Origin of the sequence: Streptomyces sp. SDT5-1 (assembly GCF_052245995.1) — a bacterium.
Taxonomy (GTDB): Bacteria; Actinomycetota; Actinomycetes; order Streptomycetales; family Streptomycetaceae; genus Streptomyces.
The window spans coordinates 6,251,570-6,269,109 of the sequence record NZ_CM125963.1 but is presented as its reverse complement, the minus strand read 5'-3'; the positions used below and the strand labels follow the sequence as shown (position 1 = coordinate 6,269,109).

General features: G+C 71.7%; 13 protein-coding genes. 9 read left to right on the top strand and 4 right to left on the bottom strand.

Annotation, left to right across the window (positions count from 1 at the left end):
* Window position 1 precedes the first annotated feature (1 nt).
* The gene (gene acnA, locus ACTWJ8_RS28860) at window positions 2-2,716 is read right to left on the bottom strand and encodes an aconitate hydratase AcnA (RefSeq protein ID WP_443260644.1); all 2,715 of its coding nucleotides are present in this window, start codon (window positions 2,714-2,716) and stop codon (window positions 2-4) included.
* A gap of 272 nt (window positions 2,717-2,988) precedes the next feature.
* Between acnA and ACTWJ8_RS28855 the strand changes: the two genes are divergently transcribed.
* Window positions 2,989-4,518, top strand: a complete 1,530-nt coding sequence (locus ACTWJ8_RS28855) for a helix-turn-helix domain-containing protein (protein WP_356378467.1) — start codon at window positions 2,989-2,991, stop codon at window positions 4,516-4,518.
* Between the two features lie 23 nt (window positions 4,519-4,541).
* Here ACTWJ8_RS28855 and ACTWJ8_RS28850 read toward each other — a convergent pair whose 3' ends face one another.
* Window positions 4,542-4,958: a RidA family protein gene (locus ACTWJ8_RS28850; protein WP_443260643.1), complete on the bottom strand. Its 417-nt coding sequence runs from the start codon at window positions 4,956-4,958 to the stop codon at window positions 4,542-4,544.
* Window positions 4,955-6,094 (bottom strand): acyl-CoA dehydrogenase family protein, encoded by a 1,140-nt coding sequence (locus ACTWJ8_RS28845; RefSeq protein WP_443260642.1) that lies wholly within the window; start codon window positions 6,092-6,094, stop codon window positions 4,955-4,957. Before ACTWJ8_RS28845 ends, ACTWJ8_RS28850 begins: the two co-directional genes overlap by 4 nt.
* Before the next feature lie 129 nt (window positions 6,095-6,223).
* Between ACTWJ8_RS28845 and ACTWJ8_RS28840 the strand changes: the two genes are divergently transcribed.
* The 8 genes from ACTWJ8_RS28840 to ACTWJ8_RS28805 are packed head-to-tail and all read left to right on the top strand — an operon-like array spanning window position 6,224 to window position 14,033.
* Window positions 6,224-7,870, top strand: a complete 1,647-nt coding sequence (locus ACTWJ8_RS28840) for an AMP-binding protein (protein ID WP_443260641.1) — start codon at window positions 6,224-6,226, stop codon at window positions 7,868-7,870.
* Between the two features lie 4 nt (window positions 7,871-7,874).
* On the top strand, window positions 7,875-8,684 hold the full coding sequence (locus ACTWJ8_RS28835) for a PaaX family transcriptional regulator (protein WP_443260640.1): 810 nt from the start codon (window positions 7,875-7,877) through the stop codon (window positions 8,682-8,684).
* A gap of 58 nt (window positions 8,685-8,742) precedes the next feature.
* Window positions 8,743-9,636, top strand: a complete 894-nt coding sequence (locus ACTWJ8_RS28830; RefSeq protein ID WP_443260639.1) for a sulfotransferase family protein — start codon at window positions 8,743-8,745, stop codon at window positions 9,634-9,636.
* Window positions 9,618-10,055, top strand: coding sequence for a hypothetical protein (locus tag ACTWJ8_RS28825; protein WP_443260638.1), 438 nt, complete (start codon window positions 9,618-9,620; stop codon window positions 10,053-10,055). Before ACTWJ8_RS28830 ends, ACTWJ8_RS28825 begins: the two co-directional genes overlap by 19 nt.
* Window positions 10,052-11,347, top strand: a complete 1,296-nt coding sequence (locus tag ACTWJ8_RS28820) for a glycosyltransferase family 4 protein (protein WP_443260637.1) — start codon at window positions 10,052-10,054, stop codon at window positions 11,345-11,347. Before ACTWJ8_RS28825 ends, ACTWJ8_RS28820 begins: the two co-directional genes overlap by 4 nt.
* Entirely contained in the window at window positions 11,344-11,907 is a 564-nt protein-coding gene (cysC, locus tag ACTWJ8_RS28815; protein WP_356378446.1) for an adenylyl-sulfate kinase, read from the top strand. The genes ACTWJ8_RS28820 and cysC overlap by 4 nt, the downstream gene beginning before the upstream one ends.
* On the top strand, window positions 11,904-12,818 hold the full coding sequence (gene cysD, locus ACTWJ8_RS28810) for a sulfate adenylyltransferase subunit CysD (protein ID WP_356378443.1): 915 nt from the start codon (window positions 11,904-11,906) through the stop codon (window positions 12,816-12,818). The genes cysC and cysD overlap by 4 nt, the downstream gene beginning before the upstream one ends.
* Window positions 12,819-14,033 (top strand): sulfate adenylyltransferase subunit 1, encoded by a 1,215-nt coding sequence (locus tag ACTWJ8_RS28805; RefSeq protein WP_356378441.1) that lies wholly within the window; start codon window positions 12,819-12,821, stop codon window positions 14,031-14,033.
* A 1,215-nt stretch (window positions 14,034-15,248) separates the two neighbouring features.
* On the opposite strand, the gene ACTWJ8_RS28800 is transcribed toward ACTWJ8_RS28805, so the two are convergent.
* Window positions 15,249-17,537 (bottom strand): bifunctional salicylyl-CoA 5-hydroxylase/oxidoreductase, encoded by a 2,289-nt coding sequence (locus ACTWJ8_RS28800; protein ID WP_443260636.1) that lies wholly within the window; start codon window positions 17,535-17,537, stop codon window positions 15,249-15,251.
* Window positions 17,538-17,540: the final 3 nt, after the last annotated feature.

Below are 17,540 nucleotides of genomic sequence, written 5' to 3'. Positions count from 1 at the left end.
CTTACTTGCGGATCAGGTTGCGCAGCACGTACTGCATGATGCCGCCGTTGCGGTAGTAGTCCGCCTCACCGGGGGTGTCGATGCGGACGACCGCGTCGAACTCGACACCGGTGTCGGTCGTGACCTTCACCGTGGACGGCGTGGTGCCGTTGTTGAGCTCGGTGACGCCGGAGATCGAGAAGGTCTCCTCACCGGTCAGGCCGAGCGAGTCGGCCGACTGGCCCTCCGGGAACTGGAGCGGCAGAACGCCCATGCCGATGAGGTTCGAGCGGTGGATGCGCTCGTACGACTCGGTGATGACGGCCTTGACGCCGAGGAGCGCGGTGCCCTTGGCGGCCCAGTCGCGGGACGAACCGGAGCCGTACTCCTTGCCGCCCAGGATGACGAGCGGCGTGCCCTGCGCCTGGTAGTTCTGCGAGGCGTCGTAGATGAAGGAGACGGGGCCGTCCTCCTTCGTGAAGTCGCGGGTGTAGCCGCCCTCCGTGCCCGGCGCGATCTGGTTGCGCAGGCGGATGTTGGCGAACGTGCCGCGGATCATGACCTCGTGGTTGCCACGGCGGGAGCCGTAGGAGTTGAAGTCGCGACGCTCGACGCCGTGCTCCGAGAGGTACTTGCCGGCCGGGGTGTCGGCCTTGATCGCACCGGCCGGGGAGATGTGGTCGGTGGTGACCGAGTCGCCCAGCTTGGCGAGGACACGGGCGCCGGAGATGTCCTGGACCGGGGCCGGCTCCATCTGCATGCCCTCGAAGTACGGGGGCTTGCGGACGTAGGTGGACTCGCTGTCCCACTCGAAGGTGTTGCCGGTCGGGACCGACAGCGCCTGCCACTGGGCGTCACCGGCGAACACGTCCTCGTAGGACTTCGAGAACATGTCCTCGCCGATCGCGTTGGCGACGACGTCGTTGACCTCGGCCTCGGACGGCCAGATGTCCTTGAGGAACACCGGGTTGCCCTCGGTGTCGGTGCCGAGCGCGTCCTTGGTGATGTTCACCTTCATCGAACCGGCGATGGCGTACGCGACGACCAGCGGCGGGGACGCCAGGTAGTTCATCTTGACGTCGGGGTTGATGCGGCCCTCGAAGTTCCGGTTGCCGGAGAGGACCGAGGTGACGGCGAGGTCGTGGTCGTTGACGGCCTTCGAGACCTCCTCGGGCAGCGGGCCCGAGTTGCCGATGCAGGTGGTGCAGCCGTAGCCGACGAGGTTGAAGCCGACCTTGTCGAGGTACGGGGTCAGGCCCGCCTTGTCGAAGTAGTCGGTGACGACCTTCGAGCCCGGGGCGAGGGTGGTCTTGACCCACGGCTTGCGGGTCAGGCCCTTCTCGACGGCCTTCTTCGCGACGAGGGCGGCGGCCACCATCACGTACGGGTTCGAGGTGTTGGTGCAGGAGGTGATCGCGGCGACGGTGACGGCGCCGTGGTCGATCTCGTACGTCGAGCCGTCGGGGGCGGTCACGGTGACCGGGTTCGACGGGACGCCGTTCGTGGCGGCCGGGGCGTCGGACGCGGGGAAGGACTCCTTGCCCGCCTCCTCGTCGTCGTCCACGTAGTTGCGCACGTCCTGGGCGAACTGCTCGGCGGCGTTCGCGAGGACGATGCGGTCCTGCGGGCGCTTCGGTCCTGCGATCGACGGGACGACCGTGGAGAGGTCGAGCTCCAGCTTCTCGGAGAAGTCGGGCTCGGCGGCCGGGTCCAGCCAGAGGCCCTGCTCCTTGGCGTAGGCCTCGACGAGCGCGACCTGCTGGGCGTCACGGCCGGTCAGACGCAGGTAGTTCAGGGTCTCGTCGTCGATCGGGAAGATCGCGGCGGTGGAGCCGAACTCCGGCGACATGTTGCCGATGGTGGCGCGGTTCGCGAGGGAGGTGGCTGCGACGCCCTCACCGTAGAACTCGACGAACTTGCCGACGACGCCGTGCTTGCGCAGCATCTCGGTGATCGTGAGGACGAGGTCGGTGGCGGTCGTGCCGGCCGGCAGCTCGCCGGTCAGCTTGAAGCCGACGACGCGCGGGATCAGCATGGAGACCGGCTGGCCGAGCATGGCGGCCTCGGCCTCGATGCCGCCGACGCCCCAGCCCAGGACGCCCAGGCCGTTGACCATCGTGGTGTGCGAGTCGGTGCCGACCAGCGTGTCGGGGTAGGCCTGGCCGCCCCGGACCATGACCGTGCGGGCCAGCTTCTCGATGTTGACCTGGTGCACGATGCCGGTGCCCGGCGGGACGACCTTGAAGTCGTCGAACGCGGTCTGGCCCCAGCGCAGGAACTGGTAGCGCTCCTTGTTGCGGCCGTACTCCAGGTCCACGTTCTGCTTGAACGCGTCGTTGGTGCCGAACTTGTCGGCGATGACGGAGTGGTCGATGACCATCTCGGCCGGGGACAGCGGGTTGATCTTCGCCGGGTCGCCGCCGAGGGCCTTCACGGCCTCACGCATCGTGGCGAGGTCCACGACGCAGGGGACGCCGGTGAAGTCCTGCATGATCACGCGGGCCGGCGTGAACTGGATCTCCTCCGCCGGCTGCGCCTGGGAGTCCCAGTTGCCGAGCGCACGGATGTGGTCGGCGGTGATGTTCGCGCCGTCCTCGGTGCGGAGCAGGTTCTCCAGAAGGACCTTGAGGCTGTAGGGAAGGCGGGCCGAGCCCTCGACCTTGTCCAGCCTGAAGATCTCGTACGACTCGTCGCCCACGCGCAGCGTGCTGCGGGCGTCGAAGCTGTTCGCCGACACGACAGTCTCCTTCAGTGCATTCAGTACCGGACCGCGGAAACGAGTGAGGTAAGGTAACCCTTACCTCGCCCCGACCGGGCCTCCTTGGCGCGCCTTCGCGCGGATATCTCGATGTCGAGATAACCCTAGTACATCGCCCGGCAATGCCAGCAAGGGGCACCCTCGTGCGCGTACCCACGTCCGGGCCCTTCACCTCACCCCCCATCCTCGGCTCCCGACGGCGACCCCGCCCCTTGAGATGCGGCATCTCATATCTGAGATAGCCTGCCGCCATGGCAGACGACTACCTCGAACGCATCGGCAAGCTCATCCGCGACGCCCGGCAGCACCGGGGCTGGACACAGTCGCAGCTTGCGGAGGCGCTCGGCACCAGCCAGAGCGCGGTCAACCGCATCGAGCGCGGGAATCAAAACATCAGCCTTGAGATGATCGCTCGAATTGGCGAAGCCCTCGACAGTGAAATCGTCTCCCTCGGGTACGCGGGACCGATGCATCTGCGCGTGGTCGGCGGACGCCGGCTCTCGGGTTCGATCGAAGTGAAGACCAGCAAGAACGCGTGTGTGGCGCTGCTGTGCGCCTCGCTGCTCAACAAGGGCCGCACCGTGCTCCGCCGTGTCGCGCGCATCGAGGAGGTGTACCGCCTTCTGGAGGTACTCGGCTCGATCGGCGTACGCACCCGTTGGATCAACGACGGCGCGGACCTCGAGATCGTGCCGCCCGCCGAGCTCGACATGAACGCCATCGACGCGGACGCCGCCCGCCGCACCCGGTCGATCATCATGTTCCTCGGCCCGCTCCTGCACCGCATGGACCACTTCAAGCTGCCCTACGCGGGCGGCTGCGACCTCGGCACCCGCACCATCGAGCCGCACATGATCGCGCTGCGCCGCTTCGGCCTCGACATCACGGCGACCGAGGGGCTCTACCACGCGGAGGTGCACCCGGACGTCGCGCCGGACCGCCCCATCGTGCTGACCGAGCGCGGCGACACGGTGACGGAGAACGCGCTGCTCGCCGCCGCCCGCGCCGAGGGCACCACCATCATCCGCAACGCGTCGTCGAACTACATGGTCCAGGACCTGTGCTTCTTCCTGGAGACGCTGGGCGTGCGCGTGGACGGCGTCGGCACGACCACGCTGACCGTGCACGGCGTGCCGCACATCGACGTCGACGTGGACTACTCGCCGTCCGAGGACCCGGTCGAGGCGATGAGCCTGCTGACCGCGGCCGTCGTCACGCAGTCCGAGCTGACGGTCAAGCGGGTGCCGGTCGAGTTCCTGGAGATCGAGCTGGCGGTCCTGGAGGAGATGGGGCTCGACCACGACCGTTCGGCGGAGTACCCGGCGGACAACGGGCGCACGCGCCTGATCGACCTCACGGTCCGTCCCTCCAAGCTCGAAGCGCCCATCGACAAGATCCACCCGATGCCGTTCCCGGGCCTGAACATCGACAACGTGCCGTTCTTCGCGGCCATCGCGGCGTCCGCCCAGGGCAAGACCCTGATCCACGACTGGGTGTACGACAACCGGGCGATCTACCTGACCGACCTCAACCGGCTCGGCGGGCGCCTCCAGCTCCTCGACCCGCACCGCGTCCTCGTCGAGGGCCCGACCCGCTGGCGGCACGCCGAGATGATGTGCCCGCCGGCCCTGCGCCCCGCCGTGGTCGTGCTGCTGGCGATGATGGCGGCGGAGGGCACGTCGGTGCTCCGCAACGTCTACGTGATCAACCGCGGGTACGAGGACCTGGCGGAGCGCCTCAACTCCGTCGGGGCGCAGATCGAGACGTTCCGCGACATCTAGTCCGCTTCTCGCCCCTTTCGGGTTCAGGGAAGCACGGCGGTTCCGTCGAGTTCGAGTTTCGCCTCCTCGTCCCAGAGGCGGCTGACACCGATCACGGCCATCGCCGGATAGTCACGGCCCGCCAACTCGCGCCAGATACGGCCGAGTTGGCGGGCGTTCTCGCGATACTCGGCGACGTCCGTGGCGTAGACGGTGACGCGGGCCAGGTGCTCGGGCGCGCCGCCGGACGCGCGCAGGGCGGTGAGCAGGTTCGTCAGGGCCTGCCTGAACTGCTCCGGGAGGGTGGCTCCGACGATCTTGCCGTCGCCGTCCAGGGACGTCTGCCCCGCGAGCATCACCAGACGGCCGCCGGTGGCGACGACGGCGTGCGAGAAGCCGGTGGGCGGGGAGAGTTCGGGCGGGTTGACGCGCTCCAGGTCACCGCTCACGTCGCTGCTCACGCGGACTCCTTCTGCTTCTGTCGGCCCTTGTACAACTCGCGGGCGATGATGGCCCGTTGGACCTCGGATGCGCCCTCGTAGATGCGGGGCGCCCTGACTTCCCGGTACAGGTGCTCCAGTACGTGGCCCCTGCGCAGCGCCCGCGCCCCGTGCAGCTGCACGGCCGCGTCCACGACCCGCTGCGCCGCCTCCGTGGCGACGAGCTTCGCGGCGGCGGCCCGGCGCGGCACCTCCGGGTCCCCCTCGTCGTACGCGCAGGCCGCCGCGTAGACCATGAGGCGCGCGGACTCGACGTGCACCGACATGTCGGCGACCTGGTGCGCCACAGTCTGGAGCTCCTTCAGCGGGGCGCCGAACGCCTCCCGCTCGGCGGTGTGCGCGAGCGTCGCGTCGAGGGCCGCCTGCGCCATGCCGACGGCGAAGGCGCCGACGCTGGGCCGGAACAGGTTCAGGGTGCCCATCGCGACGCGGAACCCGGCGTCGACCTCGCCGAGCACGTCGTCGCGGGTGACCGGGACGCCGTCGAAGGCGAGCGTGCCGATGGGGTGCGGGGAGATCATGTCGAGGTGCTCGCCGGTCAGTCCCGGCCGGTCGGCGGGGACCGCGAAGGCCGTCACGCCGCGCGCACCCGCGCCGAGGGTGGTGCGGGCGAAGACGGTGTAGACGTCGGCCTCCGGCGCGTTCGAGATCCAGCACTTCTCACCGGTAAGCCGCCAGCCGTCGGCGCCGTCGGGGCGCGCCTCCAGGGTCAGCGCCGCCGCGTCCGAGCCCGCGCCCGGCTCGCTCAGCGCGAAGGCGGCCACGGCCCGGCCCGCGCCCACCTCCGGGATCCACCGCTCGCGCACGGCCGGGGAGCCGTGCGCGTGGATCGGGTGGGCGCCGAGCCCCTGGAGCGCGAGGGCCGTCTCGGCCTCGGTGCAGACGCTCGCCAGGGACTCCCGCAGCAGACAGAGGTCGAGCGCGCCGGACGTGAACAGCCGCTCCAGGAGCCCGAGTCGGCCGAGTTCGGCGACGAGCGGGCGGTTGATCCGGCCCGGCTCGCTCTTCTCGGCGAGCGGGGCGAGGCGGTCGGCCGCGAGGGCGCGCAGCTCCGCACACCACGCACGCTGCTCCGGTTCGAGCGAGAATGTCCCCATACGTGGTGCTCCTCTCACGGCTGCCTACCGGTCACGCACAGGAACCGTATCGCGCCCCGTTGACTGTCGTCACCATCACGATACGCTCGATGCGCGGTCACACCGATCCCAGCAAAGGGGCGCCCGGACATGACCTCTGCATCGACCCCGCCGTCTCCGTCCTTCCCGCTGTCCCCCTCGGCCCACCGGGACACGTTCGCGCGCGACCACCTGCCACCACCGGAACTGTGGCCCGGCCTCACCTTCGACCTGCCGGAGCTGCGCTACCCCCAGCGGCTCAACTGCGGCGCCGAACTCCTCGACGCGACCGTCGAGCGGCACGGCGCCGACCGGCCCGCGCTCCGCTCCCCCGGCCAGGCGCCCTGGTCGTACGGCGAGTTGAAGGCCACCGTCGACCGGATCGCGCACGTGCTCACCGACGACCTGGGCGTCGTGCCCGGCAACCGGGTGCTGCTGCGCGGCCCCACCACCCGACACCTCGCCGCCTGCTGGCTCGCCGTGATGAAGGCGGGGGCCGTCGCGGTCACCGTCCTCGCGCAACAGCGGGCGAGCGAGCTGGCGACGGTGTGCGGGATCGCGCGGGTGCAGCACGCGCTGTGCGACATCCGCTCGGTGGACGACCTGGCGAAGGCGGAGGTGCCGGGGCTTCGCATCACCACGTTCGGCGGGGACGGGCCCGACGACCTGCTGCACCGAGCGGCCGCCAAACCGGCGGCGTACGACGCGGTGGAGACGGCCGCCGACGACGTCGCGCTCATCGCCTTCACCTCCGGGACCACCGGACGGCCCAAGGGGTGCATGCACTTCCACCGGGACGTCCTGGCCGTCGCCGACACCTTCTCGCGGCACGTGCTGCGCGCCGACCGCGACGACGTGTTCGCGGGCAGCCCGCCGCTCGGCTTCACCTTCGGGCTCGGCGGCCTGCTGCTCTTCCCGCTGCGGGCCGGGGCGTCGGCGCTGCTGCTCGAACAGGCGGGCCCGCAGAAGCTGCTGCCCGCCATCGCCGAGCACCGGGTGTCCGTCGTGTTCACGGCGCCGACCGCGTACCGGGCGATGCTCCCCGACCTCGGCTCGTACGACATCTCCTCGCTGCGCCGCTGCGTGTCCGCGGGCGAGAACCTGCCGGCCGCGACCTGGCAGGCCTGGCAGGAGGCGACGGGCCTGCGCATCATCAACGGCATCGGCGCGACCGAGCTGCTGCACATCTTCATCTCGGCGGCGGACGACGCGATACGACCGGGCACGACCGGCGTCCCCGTACCCGGCTGGGAGGCCCGGATCATCGACCCCGAAGGGCACGAACTCCCGGACGGGGAGCCCGGGTTGCTCGCCGTGCGCGGGCCCGTGGGCTGCCGCTATCTCGCCGACGAGCGACAGACCGTGTACGTACGGCACGGCTGGAACGTCACCGGGGACACGTACGTCCGCGAGCCCGACGGGTACTTCCGGTACGTGGCCCGCGCCGACGACATGATCATTTCCGCCGGGTACAACATCGCGGGCCCCGAGGTCGAGGACGCGCTCCTTCGCCACCCGGACGTCGCGGAGGCGGCCGTCGTCGGACGACCCGACGAGGAACGCGGCCAGGTCGCCGTCGCCTACGTGGTGCTGCGGGCCGGGGCGCGGCAGGACGCCGACGCGCTGCGGGAGTTCGTCAAGGCCGAACTCGTCCCGTACAAGTGCCCGCGCGCCGTCGAGTTCCTGGACGCGCTGCCGCGCACGGCCACGGGGAAGCTCCAGCGGTTCCGCCTGCGGGAGCCCGGAACCGTAGAGTGATCGCGTGCCCGAGCAGCCCACGCATACGCCCCGCTCCCTCATCGTCACCCTGTACGGCGCCTACGGGCGCGGACTTCCGGGGCCGCTGCCGATCGCCGAGCTGATCCGACTGCTCGGCGCGGTCGGCGTCGACGCGCCCTCCGTGCGCTCGGCGGTGTCCCGGCTCAAGCGGCGCGGACTGCTCCTGCCCGCCCGGACCGACGCGGGCGCCGCCGCCTACGCGCTCTCCGACGACGCCCGCCAGCTCCTCGACGACGGCGACCGCCGCATCTACGGCGACGCCTCCGCCGCCGACGGCTGGGTGCTCGCCGTCTTCTCCGTACCGGAGTCCGAGCGCGCCAAGCGGCACGTGCTGCGCTCCACGCTCAGCGGGCTCGGCTTCGGCACGGCGGCGCCCGGCGTGTGGCTCGCCCCGCTCGCCGTCCACGAGGAGACCCGGCACACGCTGGAACGCCTCGGCCTGTCCGGATACGTCGAGCTGTTCCGCGGCGAGCACCTGGGCTTCGCGGCGACCGCCGACGCCGTCGCGCAGTGGTGGGACCTCGCGGCGCTCGCCAAGCTCCACGAGGCGTTCCTCGACGAGCACGAGCCGGTGCTGCGCGCCTGGCAGACCCGCGCGGACACGCCGCCGCGCGAGGCCTACCGCGACTACCTGCTCGCCCTCGACTCCTGGCGCCACCTCCCGTACGCCGACCCGGGCCTGCCGCCGGAGCTGCTGCCCGAGGGGTGGCCGGGGGCGCGGGCGGCCGAGGTGTTCCGGGGGCTCGACGAGCGGCTGAGGGCGGCGGGGGCGGAGTTCGCGCACACGCCCTAAGGGAACCCTCAGGTTCCTCCACGAGTCCTCTCAGAATGCCCTCTTAGCGTCGGTTCGCATGAGTCTGATGCGCAACATGAACCGGGCGCTGACCGCCACGACGGGGCTCCAGGTGCGCCGCGCGCCCAAGCGGCAACCCGGCCCCGTCACGAAGGCGCCCGAGAAGAAGACACCGGCCAAGCGGCCCACGCCCGAGTACCGATGTACCGACGACCCGGCGACCGACCGGCTGCTGCGCCGCCCCGTCTTCATCATGTCGCCGGTCCGCTCGGGTTCGACCCTGCTGCGCATGCTGCTCGACGCGCACCCCCGCCTGCACGCCCCGCACGAACTGCACATCCGCCGACTGGAGGTCGACTACGGCAGCTCCCTGTCGCGGCGCGCCATGGACGCCCTCGACCTGAGCCGGGGCGACCTGGAACACCTCCTGTGGGACCGCGTCCTGCACCGCGAGCTCACCAGGTCCGGCAAGGACTTCATCGTCGAGAAGACGCCCAGCAACGCGTTCGTGTACCGCCGGATCCGCGACTGCTGGCCCGACGCCCGCTTCGTGTTCCTGCTCCGCCACCCCGTCTCCATCGCCCAGTCCTGGCACGAGGGCGACCCCGACAAGCGCACGTACGAGGAGGCCTGCGCGGACGCGCTGCGCTACATGAAGGCCGTCGACAACGCGCGCAAGGGCATCACCGGCGGCCACACCGTCCGCTACGAGGAGCTGACCGCCGACCCGGAGAGCCGCCTGCGCGCCCTGTGCACGTATCTCGGCGTCGACTTCGAACCGGCGATGCTCGACTACGGCGCCCGCGACGAGACGCAGGTCCAGAAGGGGCTCGGCGACTGGCGGGACAAGATCCGCAGCGGCACCGTGCAGGCGGGCCGCCCGCTGCCGAAGGACGACGAGATCCCCGAGCTGCTGCGGCCCATGTGCGAGGCGTGGGGGTACCTGAAGTGAAGCCCCGCGCCGAGGTCGAGGAAGTGTGGCCGCGGGACGGACGGATCGCGGTGGTCGGCCGGCTGCACGCCGTGGGCGACGGCCACGGACCCGACTGGCGGCTCGCCGTCACGCGCCGCTCGCGCCCCGAGCACGTACTGGAGTACGCGGCCGAACGGGAGGGCGACCGGTTCCGCTGCGCCTGGGACGTCGCCGACCTCGCCGCGTACGACGACGGGTCCACCGGCGCCGACCAGTGGGACCTGCACCTCACGGACGGGACGCTCCGGCTGCGCGTCGGGCGCCGCCTCGACGACATCCGCGGCAAGAAGTCGATCTACATCTATCCGCGGCAGCCGGTGCCGGGGGCGAGGGCGGGTTTCGGCGTGCGGCCCTACTTCACGGTCGAGGACAACCTGTCGCTGGAGTGCCGCGCATGAGGAACACCCGCATCCGGTACCTCCTGCTGCACGCCTACGGGCGCGGCGGCACCATCCGCACCGTCTTCAACCAGGCCAACTCGCTGGTGGCCGCGGGCTGGGACGTGGAGATCGTCAGCGCCGTGCGGCGCCGCGACGCGCTCCAGTTCCCGCTGGACGAGCGGGTGCCGGTGACGACGGTCGTCGATCTGCGCGAAGGCGCCGCGGACGAGCCCAGGGAGCCGGGGCTCGGCGGCTGGTGGCGTGCGCGACGGCGCGCCAGGCTCGCGGCGGCGCCCGCACGCGAGATCCCGCGCGGCGAGTTCGGCCACCGGTACTTCGACCGCCGCCTCGAACTCGCCCTCGGCGCCTTCCTCCGCTCCCTCACCGACGGCGTGCTCGTCACCACCCGGCCCGCCCTGAACTTCCTCGCCGCCGCGCACGCCACCAACGGCGTGGTGCGGGTCGCGCAGGAGCACATGAACCACGGCACGCACCGGCCCGACGTGCAGCGGCGCATCGTCGAGACGTACGGGAGCTTCGCCGCCGTCGCCGTCCTGACCGAGCGCGACCGGGCCGAGTACGCCCGGCTGCTGCCCGGCACCCGCGTCGTGCGCATCCCGAACGCCGTGCACTCCCTCGACCAGGTACCCGCCGACCACCGCTCGAAGATCGCGGTGGCGGCCGGCCGGCTCTTCCCGCAGAAGGGCTTCGACCTGCTGATCCCCGCGTGGGCGAAGCTCGTCCGCGAGTTCCCCGACTGGCAGCTGCGGATCTACGGCAGCGGCGAGAAGAAGGCCCAACTGCGCGCCCTCATCGAGGAACACCACCTCTACAACCACGTCCTGCTCATGGGCCACACCGACCGCCTCGACGACGAACTCGCCAAGTCCTCGCTGTACGTGCTGAGTTCACGGTTCGAGGGGCTGCCGATGGTGATGATCGAGGCGATGGCGCACGCCCTCCCGGTGGTCTCCTTCGACTGCCCGACGGGCCCCGCGGACGTGCTCACGCACGGCGTGGACGGACTGCTCGTGCCCGAACAGGACCCCGACGCGCTCGCCGACGCCCTCGCCCGCCTCATGGGCGACGGCGCGCTGCGCGCGGAGATGGGCACGGCCGCGCTCCTCACGGCCGCGGCGTACGGCCCCGACGCGGTGCATCCGCGCTGGGAGGCCCTGTTCACCGACCTGACCACTTCTGCTGCTGCTTCTGCTTCTGCTGCTGCTGCTTCTGATTCCGCTTCTGCTTCTGATTCCGCCTCCGACGACACACGGGGCGCTGACGGCTCCCCGGAAGGACTCCACGTATGACCACGGCCACCAAGGCCCACGCCCGGGGAGCCGGAGCCACGATCTGGCTCACCGGGCTGCCCAGCTCCGGCAAGACGACCGTCGCGCGCGCCCTCGCCGGGCGGCTGCGCGCGGAGGGCCACCGCGTCGAGGTGCTCGACGGCGACGAGGTCCGCCGCTTCCTCTCCGCGGGCCTCGGCTTCAGCCGCGCCGACCGCGACACGAACGTGCAGCGCATCGGCCTCGTCGCCGAGATCCTCGCCCGCAACGGCGTGCTCGCCGTCGTCCCCGTCATCGCGCCCTACGCCGACAGCCGGGAGGCCGTCCGCAAACGGCACGCGGCGAGCGGCACCCCGTACGTCGAGGTGCACGTGGCGACACCGGTCGAGGTGTGCAGCGCGCGCGACGTCAAGGGGCTCTACGCGCGGCAGGCCGCGGGCCACCTCAAGGGCCTCACCGGGGTCGACGACCCGTACGAGGCGCCGGTCTCCCCCGATCTGCATTTGGCCACGCAGCACCAGACGCCGGCGGAGTCGGCGGACGCGGTGCGGGCGCTGCTGGCGGAGAGGGGCCTGGCATGAGCGACCACTCCGTGTCGCACCACTTGAATCATCTGGACGCCCTCGAATCCGAAGCGGTGCACATCATGCGGGAGGTGGCGGGCGAGTTCGAACGGCCGGTGATCCTCTTCTCCGGCGGCAAGGACTCCATCCTGATGCTGCATCTGGCGCTGAAGGCGTTCACGCCGGCGCCGATGCCGTTCCCGCTGCTGCATGTGGACACGGGCCACAACTTCCCCGAGGTCCTGGAGTACCGGGACCGTGTGGTCGCCGAACATGGGCTCACCCTCCATGTGGCGTCCGTACAGGACTACATCGACCGCGGTGTGCTCCGCGAACGCCCCGACGGGACGCGGAACCCGCTCCAGACCGTGCCGCTGACGGACGCCGTCCGGGACGGCCGCTTCGACGCGGTGTTCGGCGGCGGCCGCAGGGACGAGGAGAAGGCCCGCGCCAAGGAACGCGTCTTCTCCCTGCGCGACGAGTTCTCGCAGTGGGACCCGCGCCGCCAGCGCCCCGAACTGTGGCAGCTCTACAACGGCCGCCACGCCCCCGGCGAACACGTCCGCGTCTTCCCGCTCTCCAACTGGACCGAGCTGGACGTCTGGCAGTACATCGCCCGCGAACGGATCGCCCTGCCCTCGATCTACTTCGCCCACCAGCGGGAGGTCTTCGACCGGGGCGGCATGTGGCTGACGGCCGGCGCCTGGGGCGGCCCCCGGGACGGCGAGCCGGTCGAGAAACGCCGGGTCCGGTACCGCACCGTCGGCGACATGTCCTGCACGGGCGCGGTCGACTCGGACGCGGAGACCCTCGACCAGGTCATCGCGGAGATCACGGCGTCCCGACTCACGGAACGGGGCGCGACGCGGGCGGACGACAGGTTGTCGGAGTCGGCGATGGAAGACCGCAAGCGGGAAGGCTACTTCTAGGTGTCTGTGTCTGAATCTCTTTCTTCTGCCCCTGCCGTCGGGACACTACGGCTGGCGACGGCCGGTTCGGTCGACGACGGTAAGTCGACGCTGGTGGGGCGCCTGCTGCACGACTCCAAGTCGGTCCTCTCCGACCAACTGGAGTCGATCTCCCGCACCGGGACCCCCGACCTGGCGCTCCTCACGGACGGCCTGCGGGCCGAACGGGAGCAGGGCATCACCATCGACGTCGCGTACCGCTACTTCGCGACCCCGCGCCGCCGCTTCATCCTGGCGGACACGCCGGGCCACGTGCAGTACACGCGGAACATGGTCACCGGCGCGTCCACGGCGGAGCTGACGATCATCCTGGTCGACGCCAGGAACGGCGTCGTCGACCAGACCCGCCGCCACGCGTCCATCGCGGCGCTGCTGCGGGTGCCGCGGGTGGTGCTGGCGGTGAACAAGATGGACCTGGTGGGCTACGAGGAGGCCGCGTTCACCCGCATCGCACGCGAATTCACGTCGTACGCAAGGGAGTTGGGCCTGTCGTCCATCACGGCCATCCCCATCTCCGCCCTCGCGGGGGACAACGTCGTGGACCGTTCCGACCGGATGGAGTGGTACGACGGGCCGACGGTCCTCTCCCACCTGGAAACGGTGCCGGTGTCCCCCGAATCCCCCTCGGCGCCGGCCCGTTTCCCGGTCCAGTACGTCATCCGCCACGACGAGACCCGCCACTACGCGGGCCAGTTGGTGTCGGGGACGCTGCGGGTCGGCTCGGCGGTGACGGTGCACCCGTCGGGGCGTACGTCGACGATCGCGGGGTTGAACGTCCTCGGCACGGAGGTCGACGAGGCACACGCGGGTACGTCGCTCACGGTGCGCCTGTCGGACGAACTCGACGTGTCACGCGGCGACCTGCTCGCGCCGTCCGACGACCACCCGCCTCTGGTGACGCGGGACGTCCACGCCTCGGCCTGCCACCTGTCGGACCGCCCCCTCCGGGCGGGCCAACGCGTCCTCCTCCGCCACGGCACCCGCACGGTCCGCGCCCTGGTCACATCCCTCGGCGAGCCCCCCGAACTGACGGCCAACGCCCTGACCCCCCACCTGACCCTCCGCACAGCCGACCCCCTCCCCCTGGACCCCTACCCCCACATCCGCCGCACGGGCTCCTTCCTCCTGGTGGACCCGTCGGACGGGACGACGTTGACGGCGGGGATGGTGCGGTGAACGCCTACCGGGCGACGCCCTGACCCACACCGCCACCTACCACGTCGTCCGGTCCGGCGCCCGGCGCCCGCCGCCCGGCGTCCGGCGCCCGGCGTCCGGCGTCCGGCGCCCGGCGTCCGGCCGATCCTCACTCCCTCCCGCCTATCTCCCACCCACCCGCCCCCTCCAGGGGCTTCGGCCCCACGGGGCTGCGCCCGGTCCCGCACCTCGCCGTCCCTCGTACGCTGCACCGGGCCGCACCCGCAGCACCGTGGCGACGCCTCCGGTCCCCACACGGCCCCGGCGCCTCGCTACGGCGCCGTGGCCGGAGCCCCCGCACGCCCGACGCCGCCCGCCCTGGTTGCCCGGCATCGCCCGGCGCGGATGCCCGACGCCGCCCGCCCCGGCTCCCGCCGCCCTTCTCCCACCCACCCGCCCCCTCCGGGGGCTTCGGCCCCACGGAGTTGCGTCGGCGCCGCAGCCCACCGTTCCCCTCACGCCGCACCGGGGCCACGGCACTGCAGTGCCACCCCACGGGCCCTCCGGGGCAACGGGGGCCCGTGCGGCGCCGTGGCCAAACCCCGTCGGGCCGGCTCTCCACCGGTTGCGGTCGACCGCACACCAAATAGCGCCAGGGCGACTTCCCACCCATTGCGGTCGACCGCACCACGCCCAGGGCAAGCACCCCCGGAACGACTCCCCACCCATCACGGACGACCCCACCACACCCAGGGCAAGCACCCCCGGAACGACTCCCCACCCATCACGGACAACCGCACCACACCCAGGGCAAGCACCCCCGGAACGACTCCCCACCCATCACGGACAACCCCACCACGCCCAGGGCGACACCACCGGGACAGCTCCCCACCCATCACGGGCAACCGCACCACGCCCTAGGCAAGCACCCCCGGAACGGCTCCCCACCCATCACGGACGACCCCACCACGCCTTGGGCAATCTGCCGCCTGGGGCGGCAGGGTGGGCAAGGCGGCGCACGGTGCCGCGCAACTGGAGCGGGAGGCGCCCGCCCCGGTGCAGGTCGATGGGCTCCGGCTCCGTGGAGCCCATCGGATGGGCGTCGCCCTGGCACCGCGCCACGGGGGGCCTACGCCCCCGGAGGGGGCGGGTGGGTGGGAGATGGGCGGCGGAAGCAGCCGGAGGAACGGGCGCCCGGCGGAGCGTGCCGCGGGGCAGGGCGGGGCCCGACCCTCGCCCCCCCGGCGCCCCGCAGCGTCACCCCGGGAGGACCAGCCTCGGTTTGGGGGCGTCCAGGCGGCCCGTCTGGGGGCGGCGGCTGCCCGCGCGGTAGGGGGCGGGCCAGGAGACCCCCGGGCCCGCATATCCCTGTTCCGCCGCCGCGTGCAGCGTCCAGTGCGGGTCGTACAGGTGCGGGCGGGCCAGGGCGCACAGGTCCGTACGGCCCGCCAGGACCAGGGAGTTGACGTCGTCCCACGACGAGATCGCCCCGACCGCCACCACCGGCACCCCGACCTCCGCCCGGATCCGGTCCGCGTACGGCACCTGGTAGGAGCGGCCGAAGGCGGGCCGCTCGTCCGACACCACCTGCCCCGTGGACACGTCGATCGCGTCGGCCCCCCGCTCCGCGAACGCCCGCGCTATCGCCACCGCCTCCTCCTCGCTGGTGCCGCCCTCCGCCCAGTCCGTGGCCGAGATCCGCACCGTCATCGGCCGGTCGTCCGGCCACACCTCTCGTACGGCATCGAAGACCTCCAGCGGGAACCGCAGCCGCCCCTCCAGCGAACCGCCGTACTCGTCCGTCCGCCGATTCGTCAGCGGCGACAGGAACCCGGACAGCAAGTACCCGTGCGCGCAGTGGAGTTCGAGGAGGTCGAAGCCCGCTTCCGCCGCCCGCCTCGCCGACGCGACGAACTGCCCGCGCACGTCGGCCAGTTCGGACACCGTCAGCTCGCGCGGCAGCTGACTGTCCGCCCGATAGCGGAGCGCGGACGCCGCGACGAGCGGCCAGTTGTCCTCGGCCACGGGGAGTGGCTCGTCCATGCCCTCCCACATCAACCGCGTGGAACCCTTCCGCCCGGAGTGCCCGAGCTGCACCCCGATCGCCGTACCGGGCGCCCGCGTGTGCACGAACTCCGTGATCCGGCGCCACGCGTCGGCCTGCTCCGACGTGTAGAGACCCGCACACCCCGGCGTGATCCGCCCCTCGGGGCTCACGCACACCATTTCCGTCATGACCAGTCCGGCCCCGCCGAGCGCCCTCGCCCCCAGGTGGACGAGGTGGAAGTCCCCCGGAACCCCGTCCTCCGCCGAGTACATGTCCATCGGCGAGACGACGACCCGGTTGCGCAGCTCGAGCGGGCCCAGCCGGAACGGCGTGAACATCGGCGGCGTGCCCTCGGGACAGCCGAACTCCCGCTCCACCGACTCCGTGAACCGCGCGTCCCGCAGCCGCAGGTTGTCGTGCGTCACGCGGCGCGAGCGTGTGAGCAGGTTGAAGGCGAATTGGAGTGGGGGCTGGTCCAGATAGCGGCCGAGCTCCTCGAACCACTGGAGGCTGGCCCGCGCCGCCCGCTGCGTCGACGCGACGACGGGCCTGCGCTCCTCCTCGTACGCGATGAGCGCCGCCTCGGTCGTGGGCTGTTCGGTGAGGCACGCGGCGAGCGCCAGCGCGTCCTCGACGGCGAGCTTGGTGCCGGAGCCGATGGAGAAGTGCGCGGTGTGCGCGGCGTCGCCGATCAGTACGCAATTGCCGTGCGACCAGTGGTCGTTGACGACCGTGCGGAAGGTGAGCCAGGAGGAGTTGTTGGACCTGAGGGCCCGGCCGCCGAGCGCGTCCTTGAAGATCTTCGCGCAGGCCTCGATCGACTCCCGTACGTCCATGTCGGCGAAGCCGGCCGTCCGCCACACCTCGTCGCGCATCTCGACGATGACCGTGGAGCCGTCGGAGCTGAACGGGTAGCCGTGCAGCTGCATCACGCCGTGTTCCGTCTCGGCGGTGTCGAAGCGGAAGGCGTCGAAGGCGAAGTCGGCGGCGAGCCAGATGTACCGGTTGCGGTGCTCCTCGATGTGCGGGCCGAACGCGTCCGCGTACGTCTCGCGGGTCCTGCTGTGCACGCCGTCGGCCGCGATCACCAGGTCGTACGTCGCGCGCAGCTCGTCGACGTCCGGCGCCTCCTGCCGGAAGCGCAGGTCCACGCCGAGCTCGCGGCAGCGGTCGTGCAGGATCTCCAGGAGCCTGCGGCGGCCGAGCGCCGCGAACCCGTGGCCCGTCGAGGTGTGCCGCTGCCCCCGGTGCACGATGTCGATGTCGTCCCAGCGGACGAACTCGTCCTGGAGGGCCCGGTAGACGACGGGGTCGGCGTGCTCGATGCCGCCGAGGGTCTCGTCGGACAGGACGACACCGAAGCCGAACGTGTCGTCCGGGGCGTTCCGCTCCCAGACCGTGATCTCCCGGTCCGGGTCGAGGCGCTTGAGGAGGGCGGCGGCGTAGAGGCCGCCGGGGCCGCCTCCGACGACGGCGATGCGCCGGGCGCGTACGGTCATCCC